General features: G+C 70.0%; 25 protein-coding genes and 1 pseudogene. 8 read left to right on the top strand and 18 right to left on the bottom strand.

Annotated elements, in window-relative coordinates:
- Nucleotides 1-47: 47 nt before the first annotated feature.
- From AB0H56_RS12815 to dxr, 4 genes are all read right to left on the bottom strand, one after another.
- The gene (locus tag AB0H56_RS12815) at nt 48-911 is read right to left on the bottom strand and encodes a GNAT family N-acetyltransferase (protein WP_357161401.1); all 864 of its coding nucleotides are present in this window, start codon (nt 909-911) and stop codon (nt 48-50) included.
- Nucleotides 912-981: 70 nt separating this feature from the next.
- A complete protein-coding gene (gene ispG, locus AB0H56_RS12810) occupies nt 982-2,136 on the bottom strand; it encodes a flavodoxin-dependent (E)-4-hydroxy-3-methylbut-2-enyl-diphosphate synthase (RefSeq protein ID WP_110035852.1) in 1,155 nt (384 codons plus the stop codon).
- 114 nt (nt 2,137-2,250) lie between these two features.
- A complete protein-coding gene (locus tag AB0H56_RS12805; RefSeq protein ID WP_357161397.1) occupies nt 2,251-3,447 on the bottom strand; it encodes a M50 family metallopeptidase in 1,197 nt (398 codons plus the stop codon).
- 147 nt (nt 3,448-3,594) lie between these two features.
- Nucleotides 3,595-4,776 (bottom strand): 1-deoxy-D-xylulose-5-phosphate reductoisomerase, encoded by a 1,182-nt coding sequence (gene dxr, locus AB0H56_RS12800; RefSeq protein WP_357161394.1) that lies wholly within the window; start codon nt 4,774-4,776, stop codon nt 3,595-3,597.
- Nucleotides 4,777-4,871: 95 nt separating this feature from the next.
- Between dxr and AB0H56_RS12795 the strand changes: the two genes are divergently transcribed.
- Nucleotides 4,872-5,141, top strand: coding sequence for a DUF2631 domain-containing protein (locus AB0H56_RS12795; protein ID WP_357161391.1), 270 nt, complete (start codon nt 4,872-4,874; stop codon nt 5,139-5,141).
- A gap of 66 nt (nt 5,142-5,207) precedes the next feature.
- Here the strand turns inward: AB0H56_RS12795 and AB0H56_RS12790 are convergent, their stop codons facing one another.
- From AB0H56_RS12790 to AB0H56_RS12775, 4 genes and pseudogenes are all read right to left on the bottom strand, one after another.
- Nucleotides 5,208-6,161, bottom strand: a complete 954-nt coding sequence (locus AB0H56_RS12790; protein WP_357161388.1) for a LysR substrate-binding domain-containing protein — start codon at nt 6,159-6,161, stop codon at nt 5,208-5,210.
- A gap of 418 nt (nt 6,162-6,579) precedes the next feature.
- Nucleotides 6,580-7,365 (bottom strand): annotated as a pseudogene (locus AB0H56_RS12785) (serine/threonine-protein kinase); the annotation flags it as partial.
- Between the two features lie 87 nt (nt 7,366-7,452).
- Nucleotides 7,453-9,063, bottom strand: coding sequence for a serine/threonine-protein kinase (locus AB0H56_RS12780; protein WP_357161385.1), 1,611 nt, complete (start codon nt 9,061-9,063; stop codon nt 7,453-7,455).
- A gap of 111 nt (nt 9,064-9,174) precedes the next feature.
- Nucleotides 9,175-9,597, bottom strand: a complete 423-nt coding sequence (locus tag AB0H56_RS12775; protein ID WP_357161382.1) for an uL11 family ribosomal protein — start codon at nt 9,595-9,597, stop codon at nt 9,175-9,177.
- A 119-nt stretch (nt 9,598-9,716) separates the two neighbouring features.
- Here AB0H56_RS12775 and AB0H56_RS12770 point away from each other — a divergent pair, with 119 nt between their 5' ends.
- Both AB0H56_RS12770 and AB0H56_RS12765 read left to right on the top strand, forming a co-directional pair.
- A complete protein-coding gene (locus AB0H56_RS12770; protein ID WP_357161379.1) occupies nt 9,717-10,520 on the top strand; it encodes a transglutaminase family protein in 804 nt (267 codons plus the stop codon).
- A gap of 76 nt (nt 10,521-10,596) precedes the next feature.
- Nucleotides 10,597-11,454, top strand: a complete 858-nt coding sequence (locus AB0H56_RS12765) for a hypothetical protein (RefSeq protein ID WP_357161377.1) — start codon at nt 10,597-10,599, stop codon at nt 11,452-11,454.
- A 16-nt stretch (nt 11,455-11,470) separates the two neighbouring features.
- Here the strand turns inward: AB0H56_RS12765 and rlmN are convergent, their stop codons facing one another.
- Nucleotides 11,471-12,580: a 23S rRNA (adenine(2503)-C(2))-methyltransferase RlmN gene (rlmN, locus tag AB0H56_RS12760; RefSeq protein WP_357161374.1), complete on the bottom strand. Its 1,110-nt coding sequence runs from the start codon at nt 12,578-12,580 to the stop codon at nt 11,471-11,473.
- A 113-nt stretch (nt 12,581-12,693) separates the two neighbouring features.
- On the opposite strand from rlmN, the gene AB0H56_RS12755 reads away from it, so the two are divergent.
- A complete protein-coding gene (locus AB0H56_RS12755; protein WP_357161371.1) occupies nt 12,694-13,062 on the top strand; it encodes a lipopolysaccharide assembly protein LapA domain-containing protein in 369 nt (122 codons plus the stop codon).
- Nucleotide 13,063: 1 nt separating this feature from the next.
- Here the strand turns inward: AB0H56_RS12755 and AB0H56_RS12750 are convergent, their stop codons facing one another.
- From AB0H56_RS12750 to rpsB, 5 genes are all read right to left on the bottom strand, one after another.
- Nucleotides 13,064-13,960, bottom strand: a complete 897-nt coding sequence (locus AB0H56_RS12750; protein ID WP_357162026.1) for a phosphatidate cytidylyltransferase — start codon at nt 13,958-13,960, stop codon at nt 13,064-13,066.
- A 110-nt stretch (nt 13,961-14,070) separates the two neighbouring features.
- Entirely contained in the window at nt 14,071-14,628 is a 558-nt protein-coding gene (gene frr / locus AB0H56_RS12745) for a ribosome recycling factor (protein WP_110036136.1), read from the bottom strand.
- Between the two features lie 50 nt (nt 14,629-14,678).
- Nucleotides 14,679-15,407 (bottom strand): UMP kinase, encoded by a 729-nt coding sequence (pyrH, locus tag AB0H56_RS12740; RefSeq protein WP_110035864.1) that lies wholly within the window; start codon nt 15,405-15,407, stop codon nt 14,679-14,681.
- A gap of 202 nt (nt 15,408-15,609) precedes the next feature.
- Nucleotides 15,610-16,434, bottom strand: a complete 825-nt coding sequence (gene tsf, locus AB0H56_RS12735) for a translation elongation factor Ts (RefSeq protein ID WP_232999897.1) — start codon at nt 16,432-16,434, stop codon at nt 15,610-15,612.
- Between the two features lie 108 nt (nt 16,435-16,542).
- Nucleotides 16,543-17,406 carry a 30S ribosomal protein S2 gene (gene rpsB / locus AB0H56_RS12730; RefSeq protein WP_019048186.1) on the bottom strand — a complete coding sequence of 288 codons (864 nt, stop codon included), beginning with the start codon at nt 17,404-17,406 and terminating at the stop codon, nt 16,543-16,545.
- Between the two features lie 409 nt (nt 17,407-17,815).
- On the opposite strand from rpsB, the gene AB0H56_RS12725 reads away from it, so the two are divergent.
- The 4 genes from AB0H56_RS12725 to AB0H56_RS12710 all read left to right on the top strand — a co-directional run bounded on the left by AB0H56_RS12725 (nt 17,816) and on the right by AB0H56_RS12710 (nt 20,091).
- Entirely contained in the window at nt 17,816-18,238 is a 423-nt protein-coding gene (locus AB0H56_RS12725; RefSeq protein ID WP_357161365.1) for a hypothetical protein, read from the top strand.
- A gap of 212 nt (nt 18,239-18,450) precedes the next feature.
- On the top strand, nt 18,451-18,927 hold the full coding sequence (locus tag AB0H56_RS12720) for a M23 family metallopeptidase (RefSeq protein WP_357162023.1): 477 nt from the start codon (nt 18,451-18,453) through the stop codon (nt 18,925-18,927).
- A 46-nt stretch (nt 18,928-18,973) separates the two neighbouring features.
- Nucleotides 18,974-19,486 carry a DUF1990 domain-containing protein gene (locus AB0H56_RS12715; protein WP_357161362.1) on the top strand — a complete coding sequence of 171 codons (513 nt, stop codon included), beginning with the start codon at nt 18,974-18,976 and terminating at the stop codon, nt 19,484-19,486.
- 92 nt (nt 19,487-19,578) lie between these two features.
- Entirely contained in the window at nt 19,579-20,091 is a 513-nt protein-coding gene (locus AB0H56_RS12710; protein WP_357161359.1) for a DUF1990 domain-containing protein, read from the top strand.
- A gap of 390 nt (nt 20,092-20,481) precedes the next feature.
- Here the strand turns inward: AB0H56_RS12710 and AB0H56_RS12705 are convergent, their stop codons facing one another.
- From AB0H56_RS12705 to AB0H56_RS12690, 4 genes are all read right to left on the bottom strand, one after another.
- Nucleotides 20,482-20,862, bottom strand: a complete 381-nt coding sequence (locus AB0H56_RS12705) for a hypothetical protein (protein WP_357161356.1) — start codon at nt 20,860-20,862, stop codon at nt 20,482-20,484.
- Between the two features lie 67 nt (nt 20,863-20,929).
- Nucleotides 20,930-21,241: a DUF202 domain-containing protein gene (locus AB0H56_RS12700; protein ID WP_357161353.1), complete on the bottom strand. Its 312-nt coding sequence runs from the start codon at nt 21,239-21,241 to the stop codon at nt 20,930-20,932.
- A 432-nt stretch (nt 21,242-21,673) separates the two neighbouring features.
- Complete coding sequence (locus AB0H56_RS12695; RefSeq protein WP_357161350.1) at nt 21,674-22,039, bottom strand: DUF202 domain-containing protein; 366 nt, start codon at nt 22,037-22,039, stop codon at nt 21,674-21,676.
- An 816-nt stretch (nt 22,040-22,855) separates the two neighbouring features.
- The gene (locus AB0H56_RS12690) at nt 22,856-23,779 is read right to left on the bottom strand and encodes a tyrosine recombinase XerC (RefSeq protein ID WP_357161347.1); all 924 of its coding nucleotides are present in this window, start codon (nt 23,777-23,779) and stop codon (nt 22,856-22,858) included.
- Nucleotides 23,780-24,238: the final 459 nt, after the last annotated feature.

Below are 24,238 nucleotides of genomic sequence, written 5' to 3'. Positions count from 1 at the left end.
CGACCGGGCGGCAAACCCCGGATGACGGCGCCGTACACGCCCGCCGATCAGTCGACGAGCACCGTCGCGAAGGTGGCGATCTGGCGGAATCCCACACGGCTGTAAGCACGTCGGGCGATGCGGTTGTAGTCGTTGACGTACAGGCTCGCCGTACGGCCCGTCGCCACAACGGCATTGGCGACCGTCGCGGTGCCCGCCGTGCCGACGCCGGAACCACGGAAGTCCGGATGCACCCAGACGCCCTGGATCTGGCCGGTGCGCCGCGACAGCGCACCGATCTCGGCCTTGTAGACGACCACGCCGTCCTCGAAACGCGCCCAGGCCCTGCCGGATTCGATCAGGCTCTGGATCCGGCGCCGATAGCCGCGGCCGCCGTCGCCCGCGCGCGGGTCGACCCCGACCTCCTCGATGAACATGGCGATCGCGGCGGTCAGGTAGCGGTCGATCTCGTCGGGTCTGACCCGGCGCACGCCCTTGTCCGGGTCGGCCAGCGCGGGCGCGGCGAGCGCGAGCAGCGGCTGTTCGGCGCGCAGATCCCTGGCCGGCCCCCACTTGGGCGCGAGCATCTCCCACATCGGCAGCGCGAGTTCCTGACGGCCGACCAGCGAGGAACACACGCGCGGCCACCGCGCCGCGCGGTCGGCGAACGCGCGCAGGGCCTGCTGGTCACCGCGCAGCGGCACCAGGTTGGCGCCGGAGAAACACAGCGAATCCGCCGGACCGCCCCGGCTCCACAGCTCGCCGAGCCCCGAGCGCGCGTCGAGACCGAACTCCTGCACGCGCGCCGCGATCATGCACGACGCAACGGGGTCGGCGTCGAGGACGCGGAGCACCTCGCCCAGGTCTCGCACGGACACCGGGCGCGCGGGGGTGGTCTTGGACCGTCGCGTCGGCTCCAGCAGACTCCGCACGGCACCAGCCTGCCACGAATGCGCGCCGAACGGTACGGGACCGCCGAATCCGGCCCGGCGGCCCGCCGTCTCAGCCGACGGTGACGACGGGCTCGGCGCCCGGCTGCTCACCCATCTCCTCGGCGATGCGCATCGCCTCTTCGATCAGGGTCTCCACGATCTGCGCCTCCGGCACGGTCTTGATGACCTCGCCCTTGACGAAGATCTGGCCCTTGCCGTTGCCGGAGGCGACCCCGAGATCGGCCTCGCGGGCCTCGCCGGGGCCGTTCACGACGCAGCCCATCACGGCCACCCGCAACGGCACCTCGAGGCCGTCCAGGCCCGCGGAGACCGCGTCGGCCAGCGTGTACACGTCCACCTGGGCGCGGCCGCACGACGGGCACGACACGATCTCGAGCTTGCGCGGGCGCAGGTTCAGCGACTGCAGGATCTGGCCGCCGACCTTCACCTCCTCGGCGGGCGGCGCCGACAGCGAGACACGGATCGTGTCGCCGATGCCCTCGCTGAGCAGCGCGCCGAACGCGACCGCCGACTTGATCGTGCCCTGGAACGCCGGACCGGCCTCGGTGACGCCCAGGTGCAGCGGGTAGTCGCTCTGCGCGGCCAGCTGCCGGTAGGCCTCCACCATGATCACCGGGTCGTTGTGCTTGACCGAGATCTTGATGTCGCCGAAGCCGTGGTCCTCGAACAGGCTCGCCTCCCACAGCGCCGACTCGACCAGCGCCTCCGGGGTGGCCTTGCCGTACTTCTCCAGCATCCGCTTGTCCAGCGAACCGGCGTTCACGCCGATGCGGATCGGGATGCCCGCCGCGCCCGCGGCCTTGGCGACCTCGCCGACCCGGCCGTCGAACTCCTTGATGTTGCCCGGGTTCACGCGGACCGCGGCGCAGCCCGCGTCGATCGCGGCGAAGATGTAGCGCGGCTGGAAGTGGATGTCGGCGATCACCGGGATCTGCGACTTCTTGGCGATCGTGGCGAGCGCGTCGGCGTCCTCCTGGCGCGGACACGCCACCCGGACGATGTCGCAACCGGACGCGGTGAGCTCGGCGATCTGCTGCAGCGTCGCGTTCACGTCGTGGGTCTTGGTGGTCGTCATCGACTGCACGGAGATCGGCGAGTCACTTCCCACACCGACATTGCCCACCTTCAGCTGGCGGGTCTTGCGCCGGGGTGCGAGAACAGCAGCGGGAGCGGCGGGCATCCCCAATCCGATGGTGCTGGTCACGGTCGGCTGCCTTCTTTCGTGTACGTGTCGGTGTGAGGCGGTGGTCTCGCTGCCGAGCTTAGTCGCGCGGGGTGACCCACCGCCCTGTGAGGGCCGCGACAGCGGCGCGGACGGTCAGGGCAGCCGGATCGGGTTGACGATGTCGGCGGCCAAGGTCAGCAGCATGAACGCACCACCGATCACCACCGCCACATACGTCACCGGCAGCAGCTTCAGGTAGTCGACCGGGCCGGCAGGGGCCTTGCCGAACAACCCGCGGATCGTGTTCCTGACCTTCTCGTAGAGCACCACCGCGATGTGCCCGCCGTCCAGCGGAAGCAGCGGCAGCAGATTGAACGCGCCGAGGAAGAAGTTCAGGCTCGCCAGCACCATGATGAACATGCCCCACAGGCCGCGCTCGGCGGTCTCCCCGCCGATGCGGCTGGCGCCGTACACGCTGACCGGAGTCTCCGGATCGCGCTCGCCACCCGTGACGGCCTCCCACAGCGCCGAGACCTTCTGCGGCATCTTCGCCAGCGACTTCACCGTCTCGACGAAGAAGTCACCGGTGAAGGTGATGGTGGCCGGGATGGCCGCGATCGGGTCGTACTGCTTGGGCTCGGCGAAATCGGGACCGACGCCGACCGCGCTCACCTCGCGACTCGGGCCTTCCTTCGGCGAGCGCATCACCCGCTCGGGGGTGACCGCCACGGTGAGGGTCTGACCGGCCCGCTCGATCGTGTAGGTGAAGGTGCCGGTCTGCTTCTGGGTCTCGGCCTGGAACTGCGCCCAGGTGGTGACCTCCACGCCGTTGACGGCCTTCACCACGTCACCGCGCTGGAGTCCGGCGCGCTGGGCGGGCCCGTCACCGGTGCAGGGGGCCAGGGTCTTCTCCGGTGTCTCCTGCGCGACACAGCTCATGTTTCCCAGCGCCGTGGCCGGAGGCTGCTCGAGCTGCGGCAGACCCCATCCGATCGCCAGCACCACCAGCAGGATGAAACCGAGCAGGAAGTTCATCGCGATGCCGCCGAACATCACCACCAGGCGCTTCCAGGTCGCCTGCCGGTACATCGCCCGGTCGACGTCCTCCGGTTCGAGTTCGTCGAGCGCCGTCATGCCCGCGATGTCGCAGAACCCGCCCAGCGGCAGCGCCTTGAGTCCGTACTCGGTCTCGCCGCGGCGGAACGAGAACACCTTCGGCCCGAAACCGATGAAGTAGCGGCGCACCTTCATGCCGGTGGCCTGCGCAGCCCACATGTGCCCGCACTCGTGCAGCGCGATCGAGATCGTGATACCGAGGGCGAACAGTGCGAACCCCAGCGCGAATACCATCAGGCCTCTTTCTCTGGCGGCTGGCGCCGCGGGTTTTCGGCCTCGTGACCTCGCGTCCGAGGAGCGATACTGCGCCTTCGGCGTTCCGTCTCGCTCCTCGGACGCGAGGCGGCCGAAAACGTGGTGGTCAATTTTCGTCGCATCCGCTCAGGACGCGATGACGTGCGCGGCGTACTCCCGTGCCCAGCGGTCGGCCGCGAGGACGTCGTCCAGGGTATCGGGTTCGGCGTGCCAGCGATCGGCGGCCTCCACCGCCTGGGTGACCGTGCGCACAATGGCGGGGAAGGTGATCTTTCCGTCGAGGAAGGCCTGGACAGCCACCTCGTTGGCGGCGTTGTAGACGGCGGTGACGCTGCCGCCCGCCTCCCCTGCCTGCCTGGCCAGCCGCACCGCGGGGAAGACCTTGTCGTCGACCGGCTCGAACGTCCAGGTGGCTGCGGTGCCGAAATCGCAGGCGGCGGCCGCGCCCGCGATCCGGTCGGGCCAGCCCAGCGCCAGCGCGATCGGCAGCTTCATGTCCGGCGGGCTGGCCTGGGCCAGGGTGGAGCCGTCGGTGAAGGTGACCATCGAGTGCACGATCGACTGCGGATGCACGGTGACATCGATGCGGTCGTAGGGCACGCCGAACAGCAGATGCGTCTCGATCAGCTCGAGGCCCTTGTTCACCAGCGACGCCGAGTTCAGGGTGTTCATCGGGCCCATGGACCAGGTCGGGTGGGTCTTGGCCTCGGCGGGGTTCACCGATTCGAGCATCTCGGCGGTCCAGCCGCGGAAGGGTCCGCCCGAGGCGGTGAGGATCAGCCGGTCGACCTCCTCGGCCCGCCCGCCGCGCAGGCACTGCGCGAGCGCGGAGTGCTCGGAGTCCACCGGCACGATCTGGCCGGGCGCGGCGGCGCGGGTCACCAGCGACCCGCCCGCGACCAGCGATTCCTTGTTGGCCAGGGCCAGCCGGGTACCCGCTTCGAGCGTCGCGAGGGTGGGTTCCAGGCCCAGCGAGCCGACCAGGGCGTTGAGCACCACGTCGGCCTCGGTGCGGCGCACGAGTTCGGTCGCCGCGTCGGGCCCGCCGAGGTCGAGGTCGAGCGCCTGCGCGGTGGCGGGATCGGCGACGGCGACATTGCGGGTGCCGGTGGCGGCCATCTGCTCGGCGAGCAGGGCGGGGTTGCCGCCGCGCGCGGCCAGACCGACCACCTCGAAGCGGTCGGGATTGGCGGCGATCACCTCGAGCGCCTGGGTCCCGATCGACCCGGTACTGCCGAGGAGCAGCACCTTCACCCGATCGGTGGACGTGGAGTGGCCTTGTGCGGCACGCGTTGCTGGGTGGGACACGGGCCCATTGTGGCAGGGCTGCTGGCTACGACGGACGGTCGTATGCCACGATATGCTCACTCGCCCAACCAGAACTCGAGCCCTAAGGAGCGATCGTGGCCGCCACGGACCTCGAAAAAGCCAGCACCGAGCGCGCCGTCGCCACCAGCGTCGACCCCGCCGAGGTGCCCTCGGCCGCATGGGGCTGGAGCGGCGAGTCGCCCAAGACCTTCCGCATCGCGGGCTGGATCGTCGTGGTCGGCCTGCTCGGCATGACCATCGGCAACCACCAGGGCCACGTCGAGGACATCTTCCTCATCGGCCTGGCCGCCCTGCTGGCCGCGATCATGGTCGTCGACTCGCTCACCAAGCGCGTTCCGAGGTAGTCCTCGGTTCCCTCGACCACGCCTGCGAGCGCTCCGGCGCCGCAGGCGTTTTCGTGTCTCCGGAGGTCAGCGACCGCGACGGGCGTTCGGCTTCCTGCCCTTGCCCTGCTGTTTGGCGACCGGCTTGCGCGCGGTCTGCTTGCGCGCCGGTTTCGCGGCCGCGCGCCGGGCCGGTTCGGCGGCCACCGCGCCGCGGGAACTGTTGGCCGAGCGGCCGCGCACGATGCCGACGAACTCCTCGATCAGCGCGTTGTCGGCCCCGGCGGGCCAGGCGAGCGCGATCTCGGTGAACTCGGTGTCGCTGATCGGGCGGTACACCAGATCGCGCCGATGGTGCAGCCGGGCGATCGACTGCGGCACGACCGTCGCGCCGCCCACCGCGGCGACCAGAGCCAGGGTGTCGGCGGCCCGGTCCACATCGGCGCCGTCCTGCATCCGCTCATCGGCCAGATCAGCCGGGCTGATCGTGTCCAGCAGGGACAGCGCGTCGTCCTTCTGCACCACGGCGACCGGCGTCTCGCGCCACAGCGCGATCGTGTGCAGCGCGGCGGTGTCGATCGGCAGGCGGACGAAACACAGGTCGACCCGGCCCGCGCGCAGCGCCTCCTCCTGCTCGGCCTGGGCGATTCCGACGACCTCCAGCGGATGATCGGGCAGCCGCTCGCCCCAGACCCTCGCCCACTTCGTCACTGTCACGCCCGGCACGAACCCGACCCGCAGGCTCGCGGGCGCCTCGGGTTTCTGTTCGCGTTCGGCCTGCTCCCGCGCGCTGATCAGGCCCCTGGCATGGGTGAGCAGGGCGGCGCCGTCCTCGGTGAGCTGGGTCGGCGACGCGCCGGGCACGAAAACCCTTGTGCCGAGCTCTTTCTCCAGCTCGATGACGGTCGCGCTCAGACTCTGCCGGGAGATCCGCAGGCCCTTGGCCGCCCGCGCGAAATGCAGTTCCTCGGCGACGGCGACGAAGCGACGCAGCCGCGCGAGGTCGATGGAGTCGGCGGCGGTGACATCGAAGTCGCTCATTCTGACCAGGATATGGCACCAGGCACGCGCTTCCGCGCACCGCTCACAGGCTCGTCAGCAACCACACCACGCCGAGCACACACCCCACGATCGCGGCCACGATCAGCAGGGTGCCGAGGATCGAGCCCCACCCGCTGCTCGCCGGAGCGGGCGGCGGGACCGGGGGACGCATCACGGGCGCCTGCCAGGCGGCCGGCGTCACGGGACGCGGCGGGACCGGCTGCCGCGGCGGCTGATAGATCGGCTGCGGACCCGGCGTCGGCCGCGGGGCCACCGGCATCCCCGGCGCGCTCACCGGGCGCATCGGCCCCATCCCGACGAAGGGCTGCGCGTGCGCGCCGGACGTGGGCCGGGCGAGTGGCCTGGCACCGGTCGTCGGGGTGCGCATCGCCCGGCGCACCGCGTCGACGAACTCCTCGCACGAGGAGAACCGGTCGGCGGGCCGTTTGGCGAGCGCGCGGGCCATCACTGCGTCCAGGACCGGCGGCAGCCCGCCGCGGCGGGGGCTGATCGGCGGCGGCGGGGCCTGCAGGTGACCGGTGATGACGGCAGCCGGGCTGGTGCCCTCGTAGGGGGCGGTGCCGGTCAGCAGCACATACAGGGTGCAGGCCAGCGAGTACTGGTCGGCGCGGTGATCGAGGGCGGCGCCGGTGAGCTGCTCCGGCGCGGCGTAGGCGAGGGTGGCCGTGAACGAGCCCGTCTCGGTCAGATGCCCGGAATCGTCACGGAGCCGGGCGATGCCGAAGTCGGTGAGGTAGACCCGCTCCTGGCTGTTGGATCGCGCCAGCAGGATGTTGCCCGGCTTCACGTCGCGATGCAGCACGCCGGCCCGGTGCGCGTAGTCCAGCGCCGCGGCCGTCTCGCCGATGATCTGTACCGCCCGATCCGGCGGCAGCGTCCGCGGATCCAGGGTCGAGGCGTCGACGCCGTCGATGTACTGCATGCTGATCCACAGCTGGTCGTCCTCGACCCCGCGGTCGAACACGGTCACGATGTTCGGGTGGTCGAGCTGGGCCACCAGGTCGGCTTCCCGCTCGAACCTGGCCCTGATCTCGGCGTCGGAGTACAGCTCCTGATTCAGCAGTTTCAGCGCGGTCCACCGCGGCAGCCGCGGGTGCCTGGCCAGATACACCGACCCCATCCCGCCACGGCCCAGCTGCCGGTCGATCGTGTATCCGGCGAACACCGTCCCGTCAGAAACCACTCTGACCCCCGAATCTCGCTCGTCGTCCGACGCGCTGGACCCTATCAAAACGGTGTTCGCGGCGTCGCGGGCATTGCCCGAGCGAGGTCAGCCGAGGGGGAACGACGCGATGTCCGCCAGCAGGGCAGGCATGTCCTTGTCCAGCGTCGACATCGCCCAGCCGTGGGAGAACACGAGGACCCAGCGTTCCCGTCCGGGATCGCTGAACGTCGACACCACGACCGACATCGAGTATTGGCCGTTGTAGTACATCGCGCGGTGGTCGTCGGTGCGGGTCCCGGCGGTCGCGCTCCCCACACCGGTGGTCTCCCGTTGGAACTGCGCGATCGCGGCTTTCGCCGACTCCACCGTCGGGAAGCCGTAGAGCGAGTACGCCGTGGCGGTGACGTCACCGGGTTTGCACGCCCATTTGGCCTCGGCCGCCTGGAAGGTCAGCTCCCAGGTGACCTCGGCGCGATACTTCGTGTCGGCGTAGGCATCACACGCGCGGCCGCCGTAGCCGTTGCCTTCCGCGTACGAGCTGGACGAGGAGCTGCTGCCCGGCTCGGCGGGCGGCAGCAGCTGGGGAAACGCCGTCGACATCGCGGCGAGGTCGCGGCGGGCCTGCGTCTCGGTCAGCCCGAGCAGCGAGGTGCCGCCCGCCCGCGCGACCAGGTAGGCCGCACCGAGCGCGACAACGACCGCGATGACCAGCACGATCGCGAGGCGGCCGCCCTTCCGCGGCGCCCGCGCCGGGCGGGGCCGGCGCGGATCCAGGTGCGGTGGAGGTGCCGAATAGTACTGGGGTGCGGGCGGATAGGGCGCCCGATAGGGGCCGGGAGCTTGCGGAAGCCGCGGCATCGACGGCGCCGCGAACACCGTCGGCTGCGCGCCGGCCCCGCTCAGCGCCCGACGCGCGGCAGCGGCGAACTCCGCGCACGAGTCGAACCGCTCGGCGGGCCGCTTCGCCAATGCGCGGGCCAGCACCGCGTCCAGTTCGGCAGGCAGCTCGGGCCGACGCGCACGCGGCGAGGGCGGCGGCGCCTGCAGATGCCCCTGGATGACGTGCACCGGATTCGTCGCCTCGAACGGAGCGACCCCGGTGAGCAGGGAGAACAACGTGCACGCCAGGGAGTACTGATCGGAGCGATGATCGAGGTACGCGCCGGTGAGCTGCTCGGGCGAAGCGTAGGCCAGCGTGGCGGTGAAGGTGCCGGTCCGGGTCAGCTGATGACTGTCGTCCCGGGGCCGCGCGATCCCGAAATCGGTCAGCAGCACCCGCTCCTTGCCATCGGCCTCGGCCAGGAGAATGTTGGCGGGCTTCACATCCCGATGCAGCACCCCGCTGCGGTGCGCGTGATCGAGCGCCGCCGCGGTGCCCTCGATGATGCGCAACGCCCGCTCCACCGGAACCGGATGCTCGATCGCGGCCGCGTCGACACCATCGACGAACTGCATGCTGATCCACAGATGACCGTCCTCGACACCACGGTCATAGACCGTGACGATGTTCGGATGCTCCAACTGCGCGGCCAGATCCGCCTCCCGCTCGAATCGGGCGCGAATCTCGCTGTCGGAGAAGAGGTCCGGATTCAGCAGCTTGAGCGCCAGCTGACGCGGCAGCCGCGGATGCCGAGCCAGATACACCGAGCCCATGCCCCCCTGCCCGAGCTGTCGCTCGATCGCGTACCCGGCGAAGATGTCCCCCGTTGCAAGCATGTCTCCCCCGTTGTTCTCGCCGATCGGTGCCGCGCCGCGAGCGAGCGTCCGCCGACCGGCAACCGTCAACTCGGCCTCCCGAAGGCACAGGGTATCGGACGGCGGCCGTCGTCACTCCTCGACGCGGACCCCCATCGATCGCGCCGTGCCCGCGACGATCCGCATCGCCACCTCCACATCGGTGGTGTTGAGGTCGGGGAGTTTGCGCAGGGCGATGCGGCGCAACTGTTCTCGGGAGAGCGCGCCGACCTGCTTGTGCCCGGGCTGCGGCGATCCGCCGGTGCCGAGCGCCGCGCGGATCAGTGATGCCGTCGGCGGGGTCTTGAGTCGCATGGTCCAGCGTTTGCGGGCATCGATGGTGATGACCGCGGGGATGATCTCCCCGCGGCGATCCGCCGTCGCCGCGTCGTAGCGGCGTTTGACCTCGAACGGTGGGACGCCGGTGGGACCGAGCATCTTGCCGAGGATCATGAGCGAGGCATTGCCCGCTTCTAGCTCGAGAGTGACTGTGAGAGAGGCTGTTTCGCGCGCCATAGTCAACGATCTCGGATGCGGGCCTCGTTCCGGTCCCGCGCCGGTAACGCCTCGGCGGCAAGGGGCGTGCCCCGCGTGTTCGAGTCGCCGCGGCCGCGTTCACCTGTCAGGCTGTGGCGGTGAAACGTGACGTTTCCGCCGCCCTGGAGATCGCGGTGCACGCCGACACCATCCTGCAATGGCAGCTCGCCGTCGCCCGGCAACCGGGCATCGACGTGGTCGAATCGCTGACCTGTGCGCTCGACGGCGAGCTCCTCGTTCCGCGCGAACTGATCGGGCCGCACCATTCCCGGCTGCACGTCCTCGAGGTCGGGGCGGGCACCCTGCGCCTGGACTATCAGGCGACGGTGTTCGGCACCGCCGTCCCCGACGTGGCCACCGACTACGACGTGGCCCTGTATCGCCGTCCCAGCCGCTACGCCGAGTCCGACAAGCTGCTCGGTTTCGCCGCCGCCGAATTCGGTTACGGCATCGTCGATCCGGATGTCGCCGCCCGGGTGGCGGCCTGGGTGGGCAGAAGGATCTCGTACGTCGCGGGCAGCAGCGCGCCGATCGACGGCGCCGTGGAGACGCTGCTGTCGGGCACCGGCGTCTGCCGCGACTTCTCCCACCTGGTGGTGGCGCTGTTGCGCGCGGTCGGCGTCCCCGCCAGGGTGGCCGCGGTCTACGCCCCCGGCTGCGTACCCATGGACTTCCACGCGGTGGCCGAGGCCTGGGTCGGCGGCGCCTGGCTCACCCTCGACCCGACCTGCCTGGCACCCCGCTCCAGCCTGGTCCGCATCGCCACCGGCCGCGACGCCGCCGACATCGCCTTCCTCGACAACCACGGCGGCGACATCACCCTCCGCTCGATGACCGTCAACGCCTTCGTCGACGGCCCCCTCCCCTACGACGACTTCGCCGCACCCAGCATCCTCACCTGACGCCGTCGCCGAATCCGTTCCCGGAGCGGCGCGGAAGGTCGGGGGCAGGTAGGTTTTCCGCTGGAAGAGGGAGTTCATGAACACTTGGCGCGAGCTGGACGCGGCCACCCGGAGGGCACTGCTCCGGGGCGAACCCGCCACCGATCCCGAGGTCGACCGGATCGCGCGAGCCCACGCGGAACGCGAACTCGGCGTCCCGATGGGCCGCCGGATCGTGTACGCGGTACCGGTCGGGATCATCGCGGGCGTCGGACTGGTCGTGGCGCGCTCCGTCACCGGCTGTTCGATCACCGATCTCGCGCCCCTACTCGTGCTCGCGACCGTCTGCTACTTGGTCGTGGCCGTCCGCCGCAAACTCGCGCTGACCCGGATTCTGAACGTCAGTCACGGAACTCCGCGCGAGACCGTGCCGGCGGCGGTGCCCGAACAGTTGGTGATCAGGGTTTCCCCGGCCGGCGCGCTGAAGATGGTGGCGCCCTACCTGATCCTGGTCGCCGGTTTCCTGATCGCCGGTGTGGTGTGGTCGATTCCCTGGTTGACCATCGGTGCCGTGCTGGTGGCAGTGCCGGTGCTCGCGTACACGGGCTACCTGCTGACCGGGACGAAGGCCGACCGGGGCATGGTCCTCGACGCCTACGGACTGCACTACCCGCATCGCCGCGCCCACGTCTCGTGGGAATCGGTGCGCGAGATCAGGGTGCTCCCGCTGCGCGCGACGGCGAGCGACCCGCGTCAGGTCGTCGCGTTCATCCTGCACGACGACGAGCACTACCTCCGGCAGCTCCCCGCCTGGGAAGCGCGCCTGTGCCGGATGAACAGGAAGACCTACTTGTCGTCGCTGGTCATGATCGACGGCTTCGTCGACACGCCTGTCGGCGCGATCGCCGCCACCGCGGCCGCGCTGTCACGGTTGCCCGTCACCACCAGCCGCTGACCCGGGCTGATCGGGCTCAGCCCTCGGCCGCGAGCTGTCCGCAGGCCGCGGCGATCTCCTGGCCGCGGGTGTCGCGGACCGTGCACGAGACGCCCTGAGCGATCACGCGCCGGACGAACTCGCGCTCGACCGGCTTCGGGCTCGCGTCCCATTCGCTGCCCGGAGTGGGGTTGAGCGGGATCAGGTTCACATGGACGAGCGGACCGAGCGCCTTGTGCAGCTTCTTGCCGAGCATGTCCGCCCGCCACGGCTGGTCGTTGACATCGCGGATCAGCGCGTACTCGATCGAGACCCGGCGCCCCGACTTGTCCGCGTAATACCGTGCCGCATCGAGCACCTCGGCGATCGACCAGCGGTTGTTCACCGGCACCAAGGTGTCGCGCAGTTCGTCGTCGGGCGTGTGCAGTGAGACCGCCAACCGCACCGACATGTCCTCGTCGGCCAGCTTGCGGATCGCGGGCGCGAGGCCAACCGTCGAGACCGTCACCGACCGCTGCGAGATGCCGAGACCGTCGGGCGCGGGCGAGGTGATCCGACGCACCGCGTTGACCACCCGCTTGTAGTTGGCCAGCGGCTCCCCCATGCCCATGAAGACGATGTTGGACAGCCGGCCGGGGCCACCGTGCACCTCGCCGTCGCGCAGCGCCGCCGCGGCGGCGCGCACCTGGTCGACGATCTCGGCCGTCGACAGATTGCGGTTGAGACCGGCCTGACCGGTCGCGCAGAACGGGCACGCCATGCCACAGCCCGCCTGGCTGGAGATGCACAGGGTGTTGCGGTCGGGGTAGCGCATGAGCACGCTCTCCAGCAGCGTGCCGTCGTGCGCGCGCCACAGGGTCTTGCGGGTGTCGCCCTCGTCGCAGGCCAGGTGGCGGACCACCGACAGCAGCGGCGGGAACAGCGTCTCACCGACCTTCTCGCGCACGTCGGCGGGCAGATCCGTCATCTGCGCCGCGTCGGCCTGCAGGCGGCCGTAGTACTGGCGGGCCAGCTGGTCGGCGCGGAACTTGGGCAGGCCGAGCTCCTGCACCGCGGCCTTGCGCTCGTCCGCGTCCAGATCGGCGAGGTGGCGCGGTGGCATACCGCGACGCGGGGCATCGAACACGAGGGGCAGGGAGGTGGCCATAATTCCACCATTGTCCCAAACGGCGACGGGCGCCCGATGGCCGGGCCGCCACGCCGAACGCCGTTATCGAGAAGATGCGTGCACCGGTGATAGCCGTCGGCCATGATCGAACCATGTCCACCAACGCAGAATCCGGTGCGTCAGCCGCCGCGCACGAGCCGACGACGCCGGAAACCGAGTCAGCGGCCAAGCATCGCCGCGTCGAGCACGTCCCCGCCCAGCGGCGCATCCCGAAGGGGGTCCGTGGCTCGCGGACCGGCTACACCTGGATCGGTCTGCTCGCGGCGGCGATCATCGGCATCGTCCTGCTGGTGTTCATCATCCAGAATCTCGATCAGGCGAAGGTCACCCTGTTCTTCTGGGATTTCTCGCTGCCGCTCGGCATCACCGTGCTGCTGTCGGTGATCGCAGGCGCGCTGGTGATGGGCCTGGTCGGCGGCGTCCGGATCCTGCAGCTGCGCCACGCCGCCAAGAAGCCCTGAGCTACAGCAGGGCGCTGAGCACCAGCCAGGACACGAAGGCCGAGGGCAGCATCGAGTCGAGCCGGTCCATGATGCCGCCGTGGCCGGGCAGCATCGTGCCCATGTCCTTGATGCCGAGTTCCCGCTTGATCTGGGACTCGACCAGGTCGCCACAGGTCGCCACGACCACCAGGCCGACGCCGAGCACCACACCGATCATCGAGTTCGCTTCGAGGAGCAGCGTGACGGTCAGCAGACCGCCGATCACGCTGAACACCAGCGAACCGCAGAACCCCTCCCACGACTTCTTCGGGCTGATCGCGGGCACCATCGGATGGCGGCCGAACAGCACCCCGGCCACATAGCCGCCGACGTCGGAGCACACCACCAGGATCATGAACGTCAGCACCCGCAGGTTGCCGTCGGGTTCGAGCAGCAGCAGCGTGGAGAACGCCGCGAGCAGCGGAATCCAGGTGAGGGTGAACAGCGCGATCGAGGTGTCGCGCAGGAAGTTCTTCGGCGCGGTGTTGAGGCCGTGATCGAACAGCCGCCACACCATGCAGACCAGTGCCGTCGCGGCGAACGCGCCGACCACCCCGCGCGCACCCCACGGCCAGCCGAGCCAGAACACCGCCTGACCGCCCACCAGCAGCGGGATCCGCGGCACGAGGACATCGGCCTCCCGCAGCCGCTTGGCGACCTCCCAGGTCGCCACGCCGACCGCGACACCCGCCACGCCGATGAAGACCTTGGGGACGAACAGCAGGATCGCGATGAGCGACAGCCCGAGGCCGAGACCGACCGCCAGCGCCGCGGGCAGGTTGCGACCCGCCCGCGACGCAGGCGCCTGCGGCTCGGCATGCTCGTCGGCCTGTGGTGTCGGCGTCGCCGCGTCGGTCGGGTCGACCTGATCCGGCATCGGCTCCGGTGCCGCTCCCGTGGCGGCGGCGTCTTCGGCCACGATTGTCCCGTCGCTCAACTCGTCGTTCCGTTCATCCCCCGCACGAGCGGGACTGGCGAGATCTGCGCTCAGACCTCGAGCAGTTCGGCTTCCTTGTGCTTGACCAGCTCGTCGATCTGGCCCACGTACTTGGCGGTGGTCTTGTCGAGCTCCTTCTCGGCGCGCCCGACCTCGTCCTCACCCGCCTCGCCATCTTTCTGGATCCGGCCCAGTTCGTCCATCGCCTTGCGGCGGACGTTGCGGATCGAGACCTTGGCGTCCTCGCCCTTGCCCTTGGCCATCTTGACCATCTCGCGGCGGCGTTCCTCGGTGAGCTGCGGCACCGTGATGCGCAGGATGTCACCGTTGTTCGTCGGGTTGACGCCCAGGTCGGAGTTGCGGATCGCGTTCTCGATCGGGCCGAGCTGGCTCTGCTCGTAGGGCTTGATCACAACCATGCGCGGCTCGGGCACGGTGATGCTCGCCATCTGCGTGATCGGCGTCGGCGAGCCGTAGTAGTCGACCACCACGCGCGAGAACATGCCGGGGTTGGCGCGGCCGGTCCGAATGGTTCCCAGATCGTCCTTCGCCACCGAGACGGCCTTCTCCATCTTCTCCTCGGCATCGAAGAGCGCTTCATCAATCACGACCGATTCCTCCACAGCGTCGTCATCGTCGTCCTGTCGCGGGACCGGGATCAGGACCGAACCAGGGTGCCGATGTGTTCACCGGCGACCGCCCGGGCAATATTGCCCTTGGTCAGCAAATTGAACACCAGAATCGGCATCTGGTTGTCCATGCAGAGACTGAAGCACGTGGCATCTGCCACCTTCAGACCCTTTTCGAGCACTTCCTTGTACGTGATCTCGGTGTACATGCTCGCGTTCTTCTCCACGCGCGGGTCGGCGTCGAACACGCCGTCGACCGCCTTGGCCATCAGCACCACGTCGGCGCCGATCTCGAGCGCGCGCTGTGCGGCCGTGGTGTCGGTGGAGAAGTACGGCATGCCCATACCGGCGCCGAAGATCACGACGCGGCCCTTCTCGAGGTGCCGCTTGGCGCGCAGCGGGAGGTACGGCTCGGCGACCTGCCCCATGGTGATGGCGGTCTGCACGCGCGTGTCCACCCCCTGCTTCTGCAGGAAGTCCTGCAGCGCAAGGCTGTTCATGACGGTGCCGAGCATGCCCATGTAGTCGGAGCGGGCGCGTTCCATGCCGCGCTCCTCGAGCTCGGCGCCGCGGAAGAAGTTGCCGCCACCGATCACCACGGCCACCTGCACGCCGGTCTCGACGATCTCGGCGATCTGCTCGGCCACGGTCTGCACGACATCGGGATCGAGGCCGACCCCGCCACCGCCGAACATCTCCCCACCCAGTTTGAGCAGCACCCGGCGGTATCCAGGGCGGTCGTTACCCGGGTCGGTCATGGGTGTTCGTCTCCTTCGGCAAGGTCGAGATCGGTCGAACTGCGGGCACGCGAATCGGCCGCACAGCAAGGCGAAGCGGCATCCATCCTGCCTTATCCGGTTCTGTTCACCGCACAAGACCCCCTCGGCCGCCGCCGGGAATCGGCGAGAGCCCCTCGGGTGCAGACGTGTGCTGCTCCCGAGGGGCTCTCGTCGGGCGGGATCAGGCCTGGCCGACCTCGAAGCGCGCGAAGCGCTTCACGGTGACGCCGGCATCCTCCAGAAGGGCCTTGACGGTCTTCTTGGAGTCGGTGACAGCGGCCTGCTCGAGCAGGACGACGTCCTTGAAGAAGCCGTTGACGCGGCCCTCGGTGATCTTCGGGAGGGCGGCCTCGGGCTTGCCCTCCTCACGCGCGGTCTGCTCGGCGATGCGGCGCTCGTTCTCGACGATGTCGGCCGGCACCTCCTCGCGGGTCAGGTACTTGGCCTTGAGCGCGGCGACCTGCATGCCGGCGGCACGCGCGGCCTCGGCGGCGGCGTCGCCCTCACCCTCGTACTCGACCAGCACGCCGACGGCGGGCGGCAGGTCCGAGGCACGCTTGTGCAGGTAGGTGGCGACCGGGCCGTCGAAGGAGACGACGCGACGCAGTTCCAGCTTCTCGCCGATCTTGGCGGCCAGCGCCTGCACGGCCTCGTCGACGGTGCTGTCGGCCAGCTTCAGCGCCTTCAGCGCGTCCAGGTCGGCGGGCTTGGCGGCGGCGGCCGCGGTGACGATGGCGTCGGCCAGCTCCTGGAACTCCGCGTTCTTGGCGACGAAGTCGGTCTCGGAGTTGATCTCGACCATGACGCCGTCCTTGGCGATGACCAGACCCTCGGCGGTCGCGCGCTCGGCGCGCTTGCCGACGTCCTTGGCGCCCTTGATGCGCAGCACCTCGACGGCCTTGTCGAAATCGCCGTCGGACTCGGCCAGCGCGTTCTTGCAGTCCATCATGCCGGAGCCGGTGAGCTCACGGAGCCGCTTCACGTCAGCAGCGGTGTAGTTCGCCATCGGGGGCGAGCCTCCTCGTGTGTGGGGTGCTTGGGGGTTTACACCACCTTGCCGACCGCTTCTGAATTCAGAAGGGCCGGCAAGGTGAACGTAGAGCTACCGATCAGCTCAGAAGTCGGCCGGGGTGTGCTGCGCCGGGTCGGCCTTGACCTCGGCCGCGGCCTCGGCGGGCGTCTCTACGGCGGCCTCGGCGGCCGGGGTCGCCTGAGCCAGCAGCTCCTGCTCCCACTCGGCGAGCGGCTCACCGGCGCCGGCCTCGGGCTTCGCGTCGCCGGAAGCCTGGCCCGCGCGGGCCTGCACGCCCTCGGCCACCGCGGAGGCGACGACCTTGGTGAGCAGAGCGGCGGAACGGATCGCGTCGTCGTTACCCGGGATCGGGTAGTCGACCAGGTCGGGATCGCAGTTGGTGTCCAGGATCGCGATGACCGGGATGTTCAGCTTGCGCGCCTCGCCGACGGCGATGTGCTCCTTGTTGGTGTCGACGACCCAGATGGCCGAGGGCACCTTGGCCATGTCGCGGATACCACCGAGGGTGCGGTCCAGCTTGGTCATCTCACGCGTGAGCATGAGGATTTCCTTCTTGGTGCGACCCTCGAAGCCACCGGTCTGCTCCATGGCCTCGAGCTCCTTCAGGCGCTGCAGGCGCTTGTGGACGGTCGAGAAGTTGGTGAGCATGCCACCCAGCCAGCGCTGGTTGACGTAGGGCATCCCGACGCGAGTCGCCTCGGCCGCGATCGACTCCTGGGCCTGCTTCTTGGTACCGACGAAGAGAACGGTGCCACCGTGGGCGACGGTCTCCTTGACGAACTCGTAGGCCTTGTCGATGTAGGTCAGCGTCTGCTGCAGATCGATGATGTAGATGCCGTTGCGGTCGGTGAAGATGAACCGCTTCATCTTCGGGTTCCACCGACGAGTCTGGTGCCCGAAGTGCGCGCCGCTGTCGAGCAGCTGCTTCATGGTTACGACAGCCATAGCTCCCGTATCTCTCTTTCGTTGCCGGTTGCCGCAGTCGATCGGCGATCGACTGCCCTGGCGCCACCGAAACCGCCGGACCCGATCGGAAAACCGGGACCAGCCGACGATTCCACTGTTCATCCGCTGGAGAACTCGCGCGGATCAGCCCTCTCGGACCGTCTGCGTTGCGAGCGACGACCGGATGGACGAGCACAGGTGGCGCGCGAAGTCGGTCCGTGCCGTGCACATGCTGCTGAGCACAAACCGCGTTGATCAGTCTACGCGGACCGGGGCCAGGGCCGAAATCGCCCCCGCGCATCGCCCGCCGTCCGCCGCGGTGAAGTGCGCGATATCCACATCCGGTGAAGTTGTCCCCAATCGCCGAACGCGTCGCCCGGCGAGGTCCTCCGCCGTCGAGAGTTGGGGCATGAACATTTTCGCACGCACCCTGATCTCGACGTTTTCGCTGGTATGCGCCCTGGGAGCGCTGGCCGCGCCCGCCGCGGCGCAGTCGGCTCCCGCGACACCAGTGTGCTCGGGCACACCGGCGCTCCCACCACCCGGCCCCGCCGAGCGCCCCCGAAATGCCCCGATCTGTTCCGGCGGTCCGACGACGACGGTTCCCACCACTGAGCCGACACCGCGACCCGTGCCCGTCCGGATCACCGTCCATGACCTGGCCACCGCCCCGCCCGCCTCGGCACGCGGTGAGACCGCGCCGGTCGAGGTCGAAATCGTCGTGCGCGGCGGTGGTACCGGCTCGGCGGCGGAGCTGCCCGCGGTGCTCCGTGACCTGGTGCGCGCACTGGCCACGCCGCAGCGCGTCCCGACACCGCGCCCGCACCGCTGAGGCCTGCCATGGGCACGCACCGGCGTCACCGCTCGCAATCCGGCCGCCATCGCTGGGCGAACGGCATCGCCGGGGCTCCCGCGACGCGTCTCGGCGGTCGGGCGGAGCGGGCTCTGGTCGGGTGCCGAGGTGTCGCGCCGGCGCCGTCGGCCCGCGCGGGACGAACCGTCGCGGCCGTGGTCCGCGCCGCTGTCGCGGTGCTGGCGCTGGTCCTGGTCCTGTCCGGTGCGACCGTGGTCGCGGACGCCGCGGAGCCCGGGGTCTTCGGGTGGCCGTTGCGGCCGCGGCCGAGTGTCGAGCGGCGGTTCGACAAGCCGGAACGGAACTGGCTGCCGGGACATCGCGGCGTGGATCTGGCGGGTTCCGCCGGGCAGCACGTCCTGGCGGCCGGGGACGGCATCGTGGTGTTCGCCGGAGTGGTGGCGGACAAACCGGTGGTGTCGATCGATCACGCCGGCAGACTCCGCACGACCTACGAGCCGGTGGAAGCCCAGATCTCGGTCGGCGCGCGAGTCTCCCGAGGGACACCGATCGGCACACTGGTGGCCGGGCACGAGGGGTGTCCGGCCGCCGCCTGCCTGCACTGGGGCGCGCGCCGGGAAGCGTCCGCGCACGGCAGGCGCGAGTACGTCGACCCGCTGGGGCTCCTGCACGAGGTGCCCGTCCGGTTGAAACCGCTGGTGACCTGAGGCACCACTCGCCCGAACTCGCGGCGCCGGGACCGACAATCGGGAGATGGCAGTGTTCCCAGCGCCCTTCACCTACGCGGAAGTGGGTGCTACCCGCGCGCAGATGCCCACCGGGTACCACGTGTTCGAACTCCGGCGCGCGATCGGAGCCGGTCGCGATCTCTTCGACCGGGGTGCCGAGCACATCCTCGCGTTCGGCATCCAGCGGAGCCTCGGCCTTCTCCGGGACGCCGACAGCGAGACGGCGCGGGCCGGTACGGAACTGACCGTGCGGATCGGATTCGGGCCGATCGGTCTCATCGCACCCTGCCGCGTCGTCCATGTGCTCGACGAGCCGCACCGGCGTGGGTTCGCCTACGGCACACTCCCCGGCCATCCGTTGATCGGCGAGGAGTTGTTCGCCGTCGAATACGACCCGGCCGACGACACGGTGTACGGACTGATCACCTCGTTCTCGCGACCGGGCACCTGGTACGTGGGCGCGGGTCGTCCCGTCGTCCGCCTGGTCCAACGCTGGTTCGCCCACCGCTACCTGCGGACGCTGCCGACCAACCGGTGAACAACCCACCGCTCCGGCGACGTCGGCTGAGGTGATCAACCGCTCGCACGGATTGGTGGCATCGCCGGCGACAACGAGGCGACAATCGGACCATGGCCGACAACGCAGTGCCGTTCACCTACCCCGACGTGGGCGCGACGCGCACGTCCTTTCCCGCCGGGTATCAACAGCTCCGGCACCGGCGGTTGATCGGCCACGGTCGGGATCTGTTCGAGCAGGCCGCGGCCCACATCTTCGACTTCGGGATGCAGAAGGGCGTCGGCATCTTCCAGCACGCCGACACCGAGACCGCCGAGGCGGGTACGGCGTTGACGGTCCGGCTCGGTATCGGTCCGATCGGTATCACCGCGCCGTGCCGCGTGGTCTACGTGCTGCACGAGCCGAACCGTCGCGGGTTCGCCTACGGGACGTTGCCCGGCCATCCCGAGATCGGCGAAGAACTGTTCGCCGTCGAATACGACCCCGCCGAGGACGACGTCTACGGCCTCGTCACCGCGTTCTCCCGCCCCGGCGCGTGGTACACCCGCCTCGGTGGACCGATAGCCCGCGCCGTCCAGCGCTGGTTCTCGCATCGGTACCTGAACACTCTTCCCACCAATCGCTGACACCAGGACCGCCACGACGGACTCCGCGTGCCATCGCTTGCCGCCTGCTCGAGTTCCGGACGATGCCCAGCGCCGGGCCACGCGCTCGGAGCGGTACAGGCGGCGCCGGCGGGTCGGGGCGCCGAGCCGGTCCGTCGGCGCTCTCGGCGGCCTGCCGCGGCGGTTGGTGACAGCGACCTGTGCCGGCTTCGGCGGCGAGTGTTGACCTGATCGCCCTCTGACCCGTTGGTGGCACATGCGCTGCGGGCATCGGGGTGTCCGCTCGCATCGACGGTCCTGATGCCGTGACTACATGGACCGCGCCGCCTGCTTTGTCACGCCCCTGATGTCGGCGAGGCGTGTGCAACGGCCACGCGTCCACCGCGGCGACGATCGGCGCAGTTCGGTCCGCTACGGCGCGTCCTGGAGCAGAGCCGCCAAGGTGTCGGCCTCCGCGCTCAGCTGACTACTGCGGTCGGTCGCGCCCAGCTTCTCGTATTCGCTGGCGGTGGAACGCCTTTCGTCGATCTCGCGGCGGACGATCGCTTCGATGTCGGCTTCGGTGAGGTGGCGGCGGCTGACCTCGGCGGCGCCGAGACCGATGGCACTGTCTTCCAGCGCACCGGCTTTCACCTCCGCGGCGTCGACGGCTTCGGCGTTGTCGATGGCTCCCAGCGCCGAGCGCAGTGCCGCGACCGCGCTACGGTCACGCGATTTCATGGCCGGCTTCAGGGCAGCGCGCAGCCGGTCACGCAGAGCGGGGGCGAGCTGATCCGACGCTTCGGGAGTCATGCTAGTCGAGGGTAATCGGGGTGACAGAGAGGGTCGAGCGAGTTCTGCCGCGCCGGACACCCGACGATCAGCCCACCCACCGATCGAAGACGACACCGCCGAGTGCGATGAGCGTCATCACCGCCACCGCCACGGTCGTGATCGCCACGAGCCGCCCGCCCGCTGTCACCCGCCCCCGGTGCAGCGACCGCCCACGCGACCATCCGAGCGTGCTCACAAGCACCGCGACCACGGCCGCCACGAGCGGCAAGGCGAGCGTCGGCCAGCCGTCACGGGTGACCTGGTGAGCGAACAACAGCGCACACGCCGCCGCCCCGAGCGAGGTACGCCGCCAAGCCAGCGCAGTCCGCTCCGACGCCAGCGTCGGCGGCGCCGTCACAACAGCACCACCGAACCAGCGAGCCGCACCGCGACGGCAGCACCGACGAGTGAGCGCGCACCGGTCAGCCTTCCCCCGCCGCTGCCCTCGTGGACGAACGGCAACGCGCGACCCGCCGCCTCTGGCGAGGTACACCGCCAAGCCAGCCCAGTCCGCTCCGACACCAGAGTCGGCGGCGCCGTCACAACAGCACCACCGAACCGGCGAGCCGCACCGCGACAAGTGAACGCGCACCGACCAGCCGCCCTCGCCGCTGCCCGCACGAAAGAACAGCACCGCGGGACCCGCCACCGGGCGAGATACCCGACCCGCCACCGAGCGAGGTAAGCGACCCGCCACCTGGCGAGGTGCGCCGCCAAGCCAACGCAGTCGGCACCGACGCCAGCGGGCGCGAGGTCGGTGTGGGTCGTTGCGCTGTCGGAATCTGCGCGGTCATGAGAGCAGCACCGCCAGGCAGGCGAGGACCGCGACGACCGCAACGCCGACGGACAGGACGGGGACCAGGATGGTGCCGGGCAATGGTGCGCCGCCGCGCATGGCGACACTCACCCGGCGCCAGTGCCGGAATGCCCCCAGTGCCACCGCGAACGACATGACCAGGCAGCTCACCGCGATGAGGCCGCCGAAACCCGCGAGGCGCAGTGGTTGCACCAGTGTGTGCACCGCGACCCCGCCTGCCAGCAAGCCCAACGAGGTGCGGATCCAGGCCAGGAACGTCCGCTCGTTGGCGAGCGTGAACCGGTAGTCGACCTCCCCTTCCCCGTCCTCGGACTCGCCCCCGACCTCGGGCAACACCATCACCACCACCTCCGAAGGTCCATCATGCCGCTGGGCGACCCGGGCGGACCGCAACCGCGCCGCGCACGGTTCGGCCGGGACGGATCCTGCTGTTCAACCCGATGACCAAGCCGAACGTGACCTCCGAGGGCGAGGTCGCGATGACCCTGTTGCCGGATGTGCTGGCGGCCAAGGGTTTCGAGAAGGCCACCTACTTTGCGCAGGACCCGGGGAAGGACGCGATGTGCCATCGTCGAGTGCCACCGCCCTCGATGGGGGGCCAACCCTCGCTCGGGGCCACCCCTCGGTCGAGTGCCGCCCACCCGGTCGGCTGCCACCCCAGGTCGGGTGCGGCCTCAGGGTGGGTGCCAACCCCGGTCGAGTGCCGCCCCCGGGTCGGGTGCCACTCCCGGTCGAGTGCCGCCCCTGGGTCGAGTGCCGCCCCTCGGTCGAGTGCCGCCCCTCGGTCGAGTGCCGCCCCCGGTCGAGTGCCGCCCCGGTCGAGTGCCGGCCCCTCGGTCGAGTGCCGCGCACGGTGGCGTTGAGCGCCAGACCTTCCGCCATGGACGGCTGATCAGGGTGCGCCGGCGGAACACTGCTTACCCTCGCCGGCCGTACCGGTTGCCGCTCGCACTCAGAGCGCTACCTGTCGCGCAGCTTGCCCGGGGCGACGTGCACCACACCGTCGGCGTCCGAATAGCCGAGTGCGTCGCCGATCCCGATGTCGGCATCCCGCCGGACGATACGAACTCGGACACCAAAGCTGGTCCTCCGCACCCGGCATCGCACTGTCGGATTTTCACCGCCGAAGCGCGAGCTGCCACGGCCGCACTTCCTTCAGGCACGTGGGTGGGCTTGGTCGTGCACGCGTTTGAGTCGTTCGACCGACACGTGGGTGTAGAGCTGAGTGGTGGCCATGCTGGCGTGGCCGAGGAGTTCCTGGACGACGCGCAGGTCGGCGCCGCCCTCGAGGAGGTGGGTGGCGGCGGTGTGGCGCAGGCCGTGGGGGCCCATGTCGGGGGCACCGGGGATGGCGGCGACGGTGTCGTGCACGACGGTTCTGGCTTGGCGCTGGTCCAGGCGGCGGCCGCGTTGGCCGAGCAGGAGGGCGCGGCCGGACCGCTCGTTGACTAGGGCGGGCCTGCCCGCGCGCAGCCATGCGTCGAGTGCCGTGTCGGCGGGGCCGCCGAACGGGACCGAGCGTTCCTTGTTCCCTTTGCCGAGCACACGGACGAGCCTGCGTTCGCGGTCGATGTCGTCGATGTCGAGTCCGCACAGCTCGCTCACGCGAATCCCGGTGGCGTACAACAATTCGACGATCAACCGGTCGCGCAATGCCATCGGATCCTGTTGGGCCGCACCGGATTCCGCCGCATCCATCGCCTGGACGGCCTGTCCCCGCGCCAGCACGGCGGGCAACACCCGATGCGCCCTCGGCGCCTGGAGCCGCAGGCCAGGGTCGACGGTGAGCCGTCCGGTCTCGGTGAGCCAGGCGGTGAAAGTCTTCGCGGCCGAGGCTCTCCGGGACAGGGTCGTCCGCGCCGCACCCGCCGCCGCCAGCTCGGCCAACCAGGACCGCAGCAACGGCAGGTCCAGCTCCCGCACCGCTGAGTCCGGCGACCGCGCGTAGAGGTGTTCCAGCAGCGACCGCACATCCCCGAGATACGCCCGAACCGTGTGCGCCGACCGATTCCGCCCCAACCGCAGGTGCCGCCCGAACTCGGTGAGCAGCGCGGTCAGATCATCGGGCAACACATCCATCTCCCCACGGTCGCCCCTCCCCCGCACCCACGCAACCCACCACGCCGCAGCGAACACGAACGCCCCAGCTCCCGATCGCTTCGTCTCACGATGGGACCACCCAAGCACCCCGGGATCTAGGCGATGGGTGCCGTCCCGCCGATGTGGCACCCGCGACTGTGAACACGTTGCACACGAACGGAATTAGACATCTAGGTCATCGGCTGCGGCGCGATCGATCCACTCGCCGAGCATGCCGCTGTAGCGGCGCACGCATGCCTCCACCACAGCGGTCGACGCTGTTCGGCGCGCTCATCGGCGAGCGTGCCTTCGCTCTCGCGCACGTTTTGGTGAGCGCCCGCGCCCCACCATAGGCGAACAGCCGGCAAGGGAGCGGTCGCGGCCGGTCCTGGCCTACCGCCCCGACGTGATCCTGCATGCGTTGAACATCGCGGGCATGGCGGCTTCGTTCGAAAGGGG

Origin of the sequence: Nocardia sp. NPDC050717 (assembly GCF_040654275.1) — a bacterium.
Taxonomy (GTDB): Bacteria; Actinomycetota; Actinomycetes; order Mycobacteriales; family Mycobacteriaceae; genus Nocardia.
The sequence above is the reverse complement of the archived record's forward strand: the minus strand, read 5'-3'. Positions and strand labels throughout refer to the sequence as shown.

Bases quoted from the DNA above. Each gene is read 5' to 3' on its own strand.
- AB0H56_RS12765 (WP_357161377.1), top strand. From the start codon at position 10,597: ATGAACACTTGGCGCGAGCTGGACGCGGCCACCCGGAGGGCACTGCTC.
- rpsB (WP_019048186.1), bottom strand. From the start codon at position 17,406: ATGGCTGTCGTAACCATGAAGCAGCTGCTCGACAGCGGCGCGCACTTC.
- AB0H56_RS12695 (WP_357161350.1), bottom strand. From the start codon at position 22,039: ATGGTGTTGCCCGAGGTCGGGGGCGAGTCCGAGGACGGGGAAGGGGAG.
- AB0H56_RS12755 (WP_357161371.1), top strand. From the start codon at position 12,694: ATGTCCACCAACGCAGAATCCGGTGCGTCAGCCGCCGCGCACGAGCCG.
- tsf (WP_232999897.1), bottom strand. From the start codon at position 16,434: ATGGCGAACTACACCGCTGCTGACGTGAAGCGGCTCCGTGAGCTCACC.
- AB0H56_RS12725 (WP_357161365.1), top strand. From the start codon at position 17,816: ATGAACATTTTCGCACGCACCCTGATCTCGACGTTTTCGCTGGTATGC.
- AB0H56_RS12750 (WP_357162026.1), bottom strand. From the start codon at position 13,960: ATGCCGGATCAGGTCGACCCGACCGACGCGGCGACGCCGACACCACAG.
- pyrH (WP_110035864.1), bottom strand. From the start codon at position 15,407: ATGACCGACCCGGGTAACGACCGCCCTGGATACCGCCGGGTGCTGCTC.
- AB0H56_RS12715 (WP_357161362.1), top strand. From the start codon at position 18,974: ATGGCAGTGTTCCCAGCGCCCTTCACCTACGCGGAAGTGGGTGCTACC.
- AB0H56_RS12710 (WP_357161359.1), top strand. From the start codon at position 19,579: ATGGCCGACAACGCAGTGCCGTTCACCTACCCCGACGTGGGCGCGACG.
- AB0H56_RS12705 (WP_357161356.1), bottom strand. From the start codon at position 20,862: ATGACTCCCGAAGCGTCGGATCAGCTCGCCCCCGCTCTGCGTGACCGG.
- AB0H56_RS12805 (WP_357161397.1), bottom strand. From the start codon at position 3,447: ATGGTATTCGCGCTGGGGTTCGCACTGTTCGCCCTCGGTATCACGATC.
- AB0H56_RS12780 (WP_357161385.1), bottom strand. From the start codon at position 9,063: ATGCTTGCAACGGGGGACATCTTCGCCGGGTACGCGATCGAGCGACAG.
- AB0H56_RS12775 (WP_357161382.1), bottom strand. From the start codon at position 9,597: ATGGCGCGCGAAACAGCCTCTCTCACAGTCACTCTCGAGCTAGAAGCG.
- rlmN (WP_357161374.1), bottom strand. From the start codon at position 12,580: ATGGCCACCTCCCTGCCCCTCGTGTTCGATGCCCCGCGTCGCGGTATG.
- AB0H56_RS12790 (WP_357161388.1), bottom strand. From the start codon at position 6,161: ATGAGCGACTTCGATGTCACCGCCGCCGACTCCATCGACCTCGCGCGG.
- AB0H56_RS12690 (WP_357161347.1), bottom strand. From the start codon at position 23,779: ATGGATGTGTTGCCCGATGATCTGACCGCGCTGCTCACCGAGTTCGGG.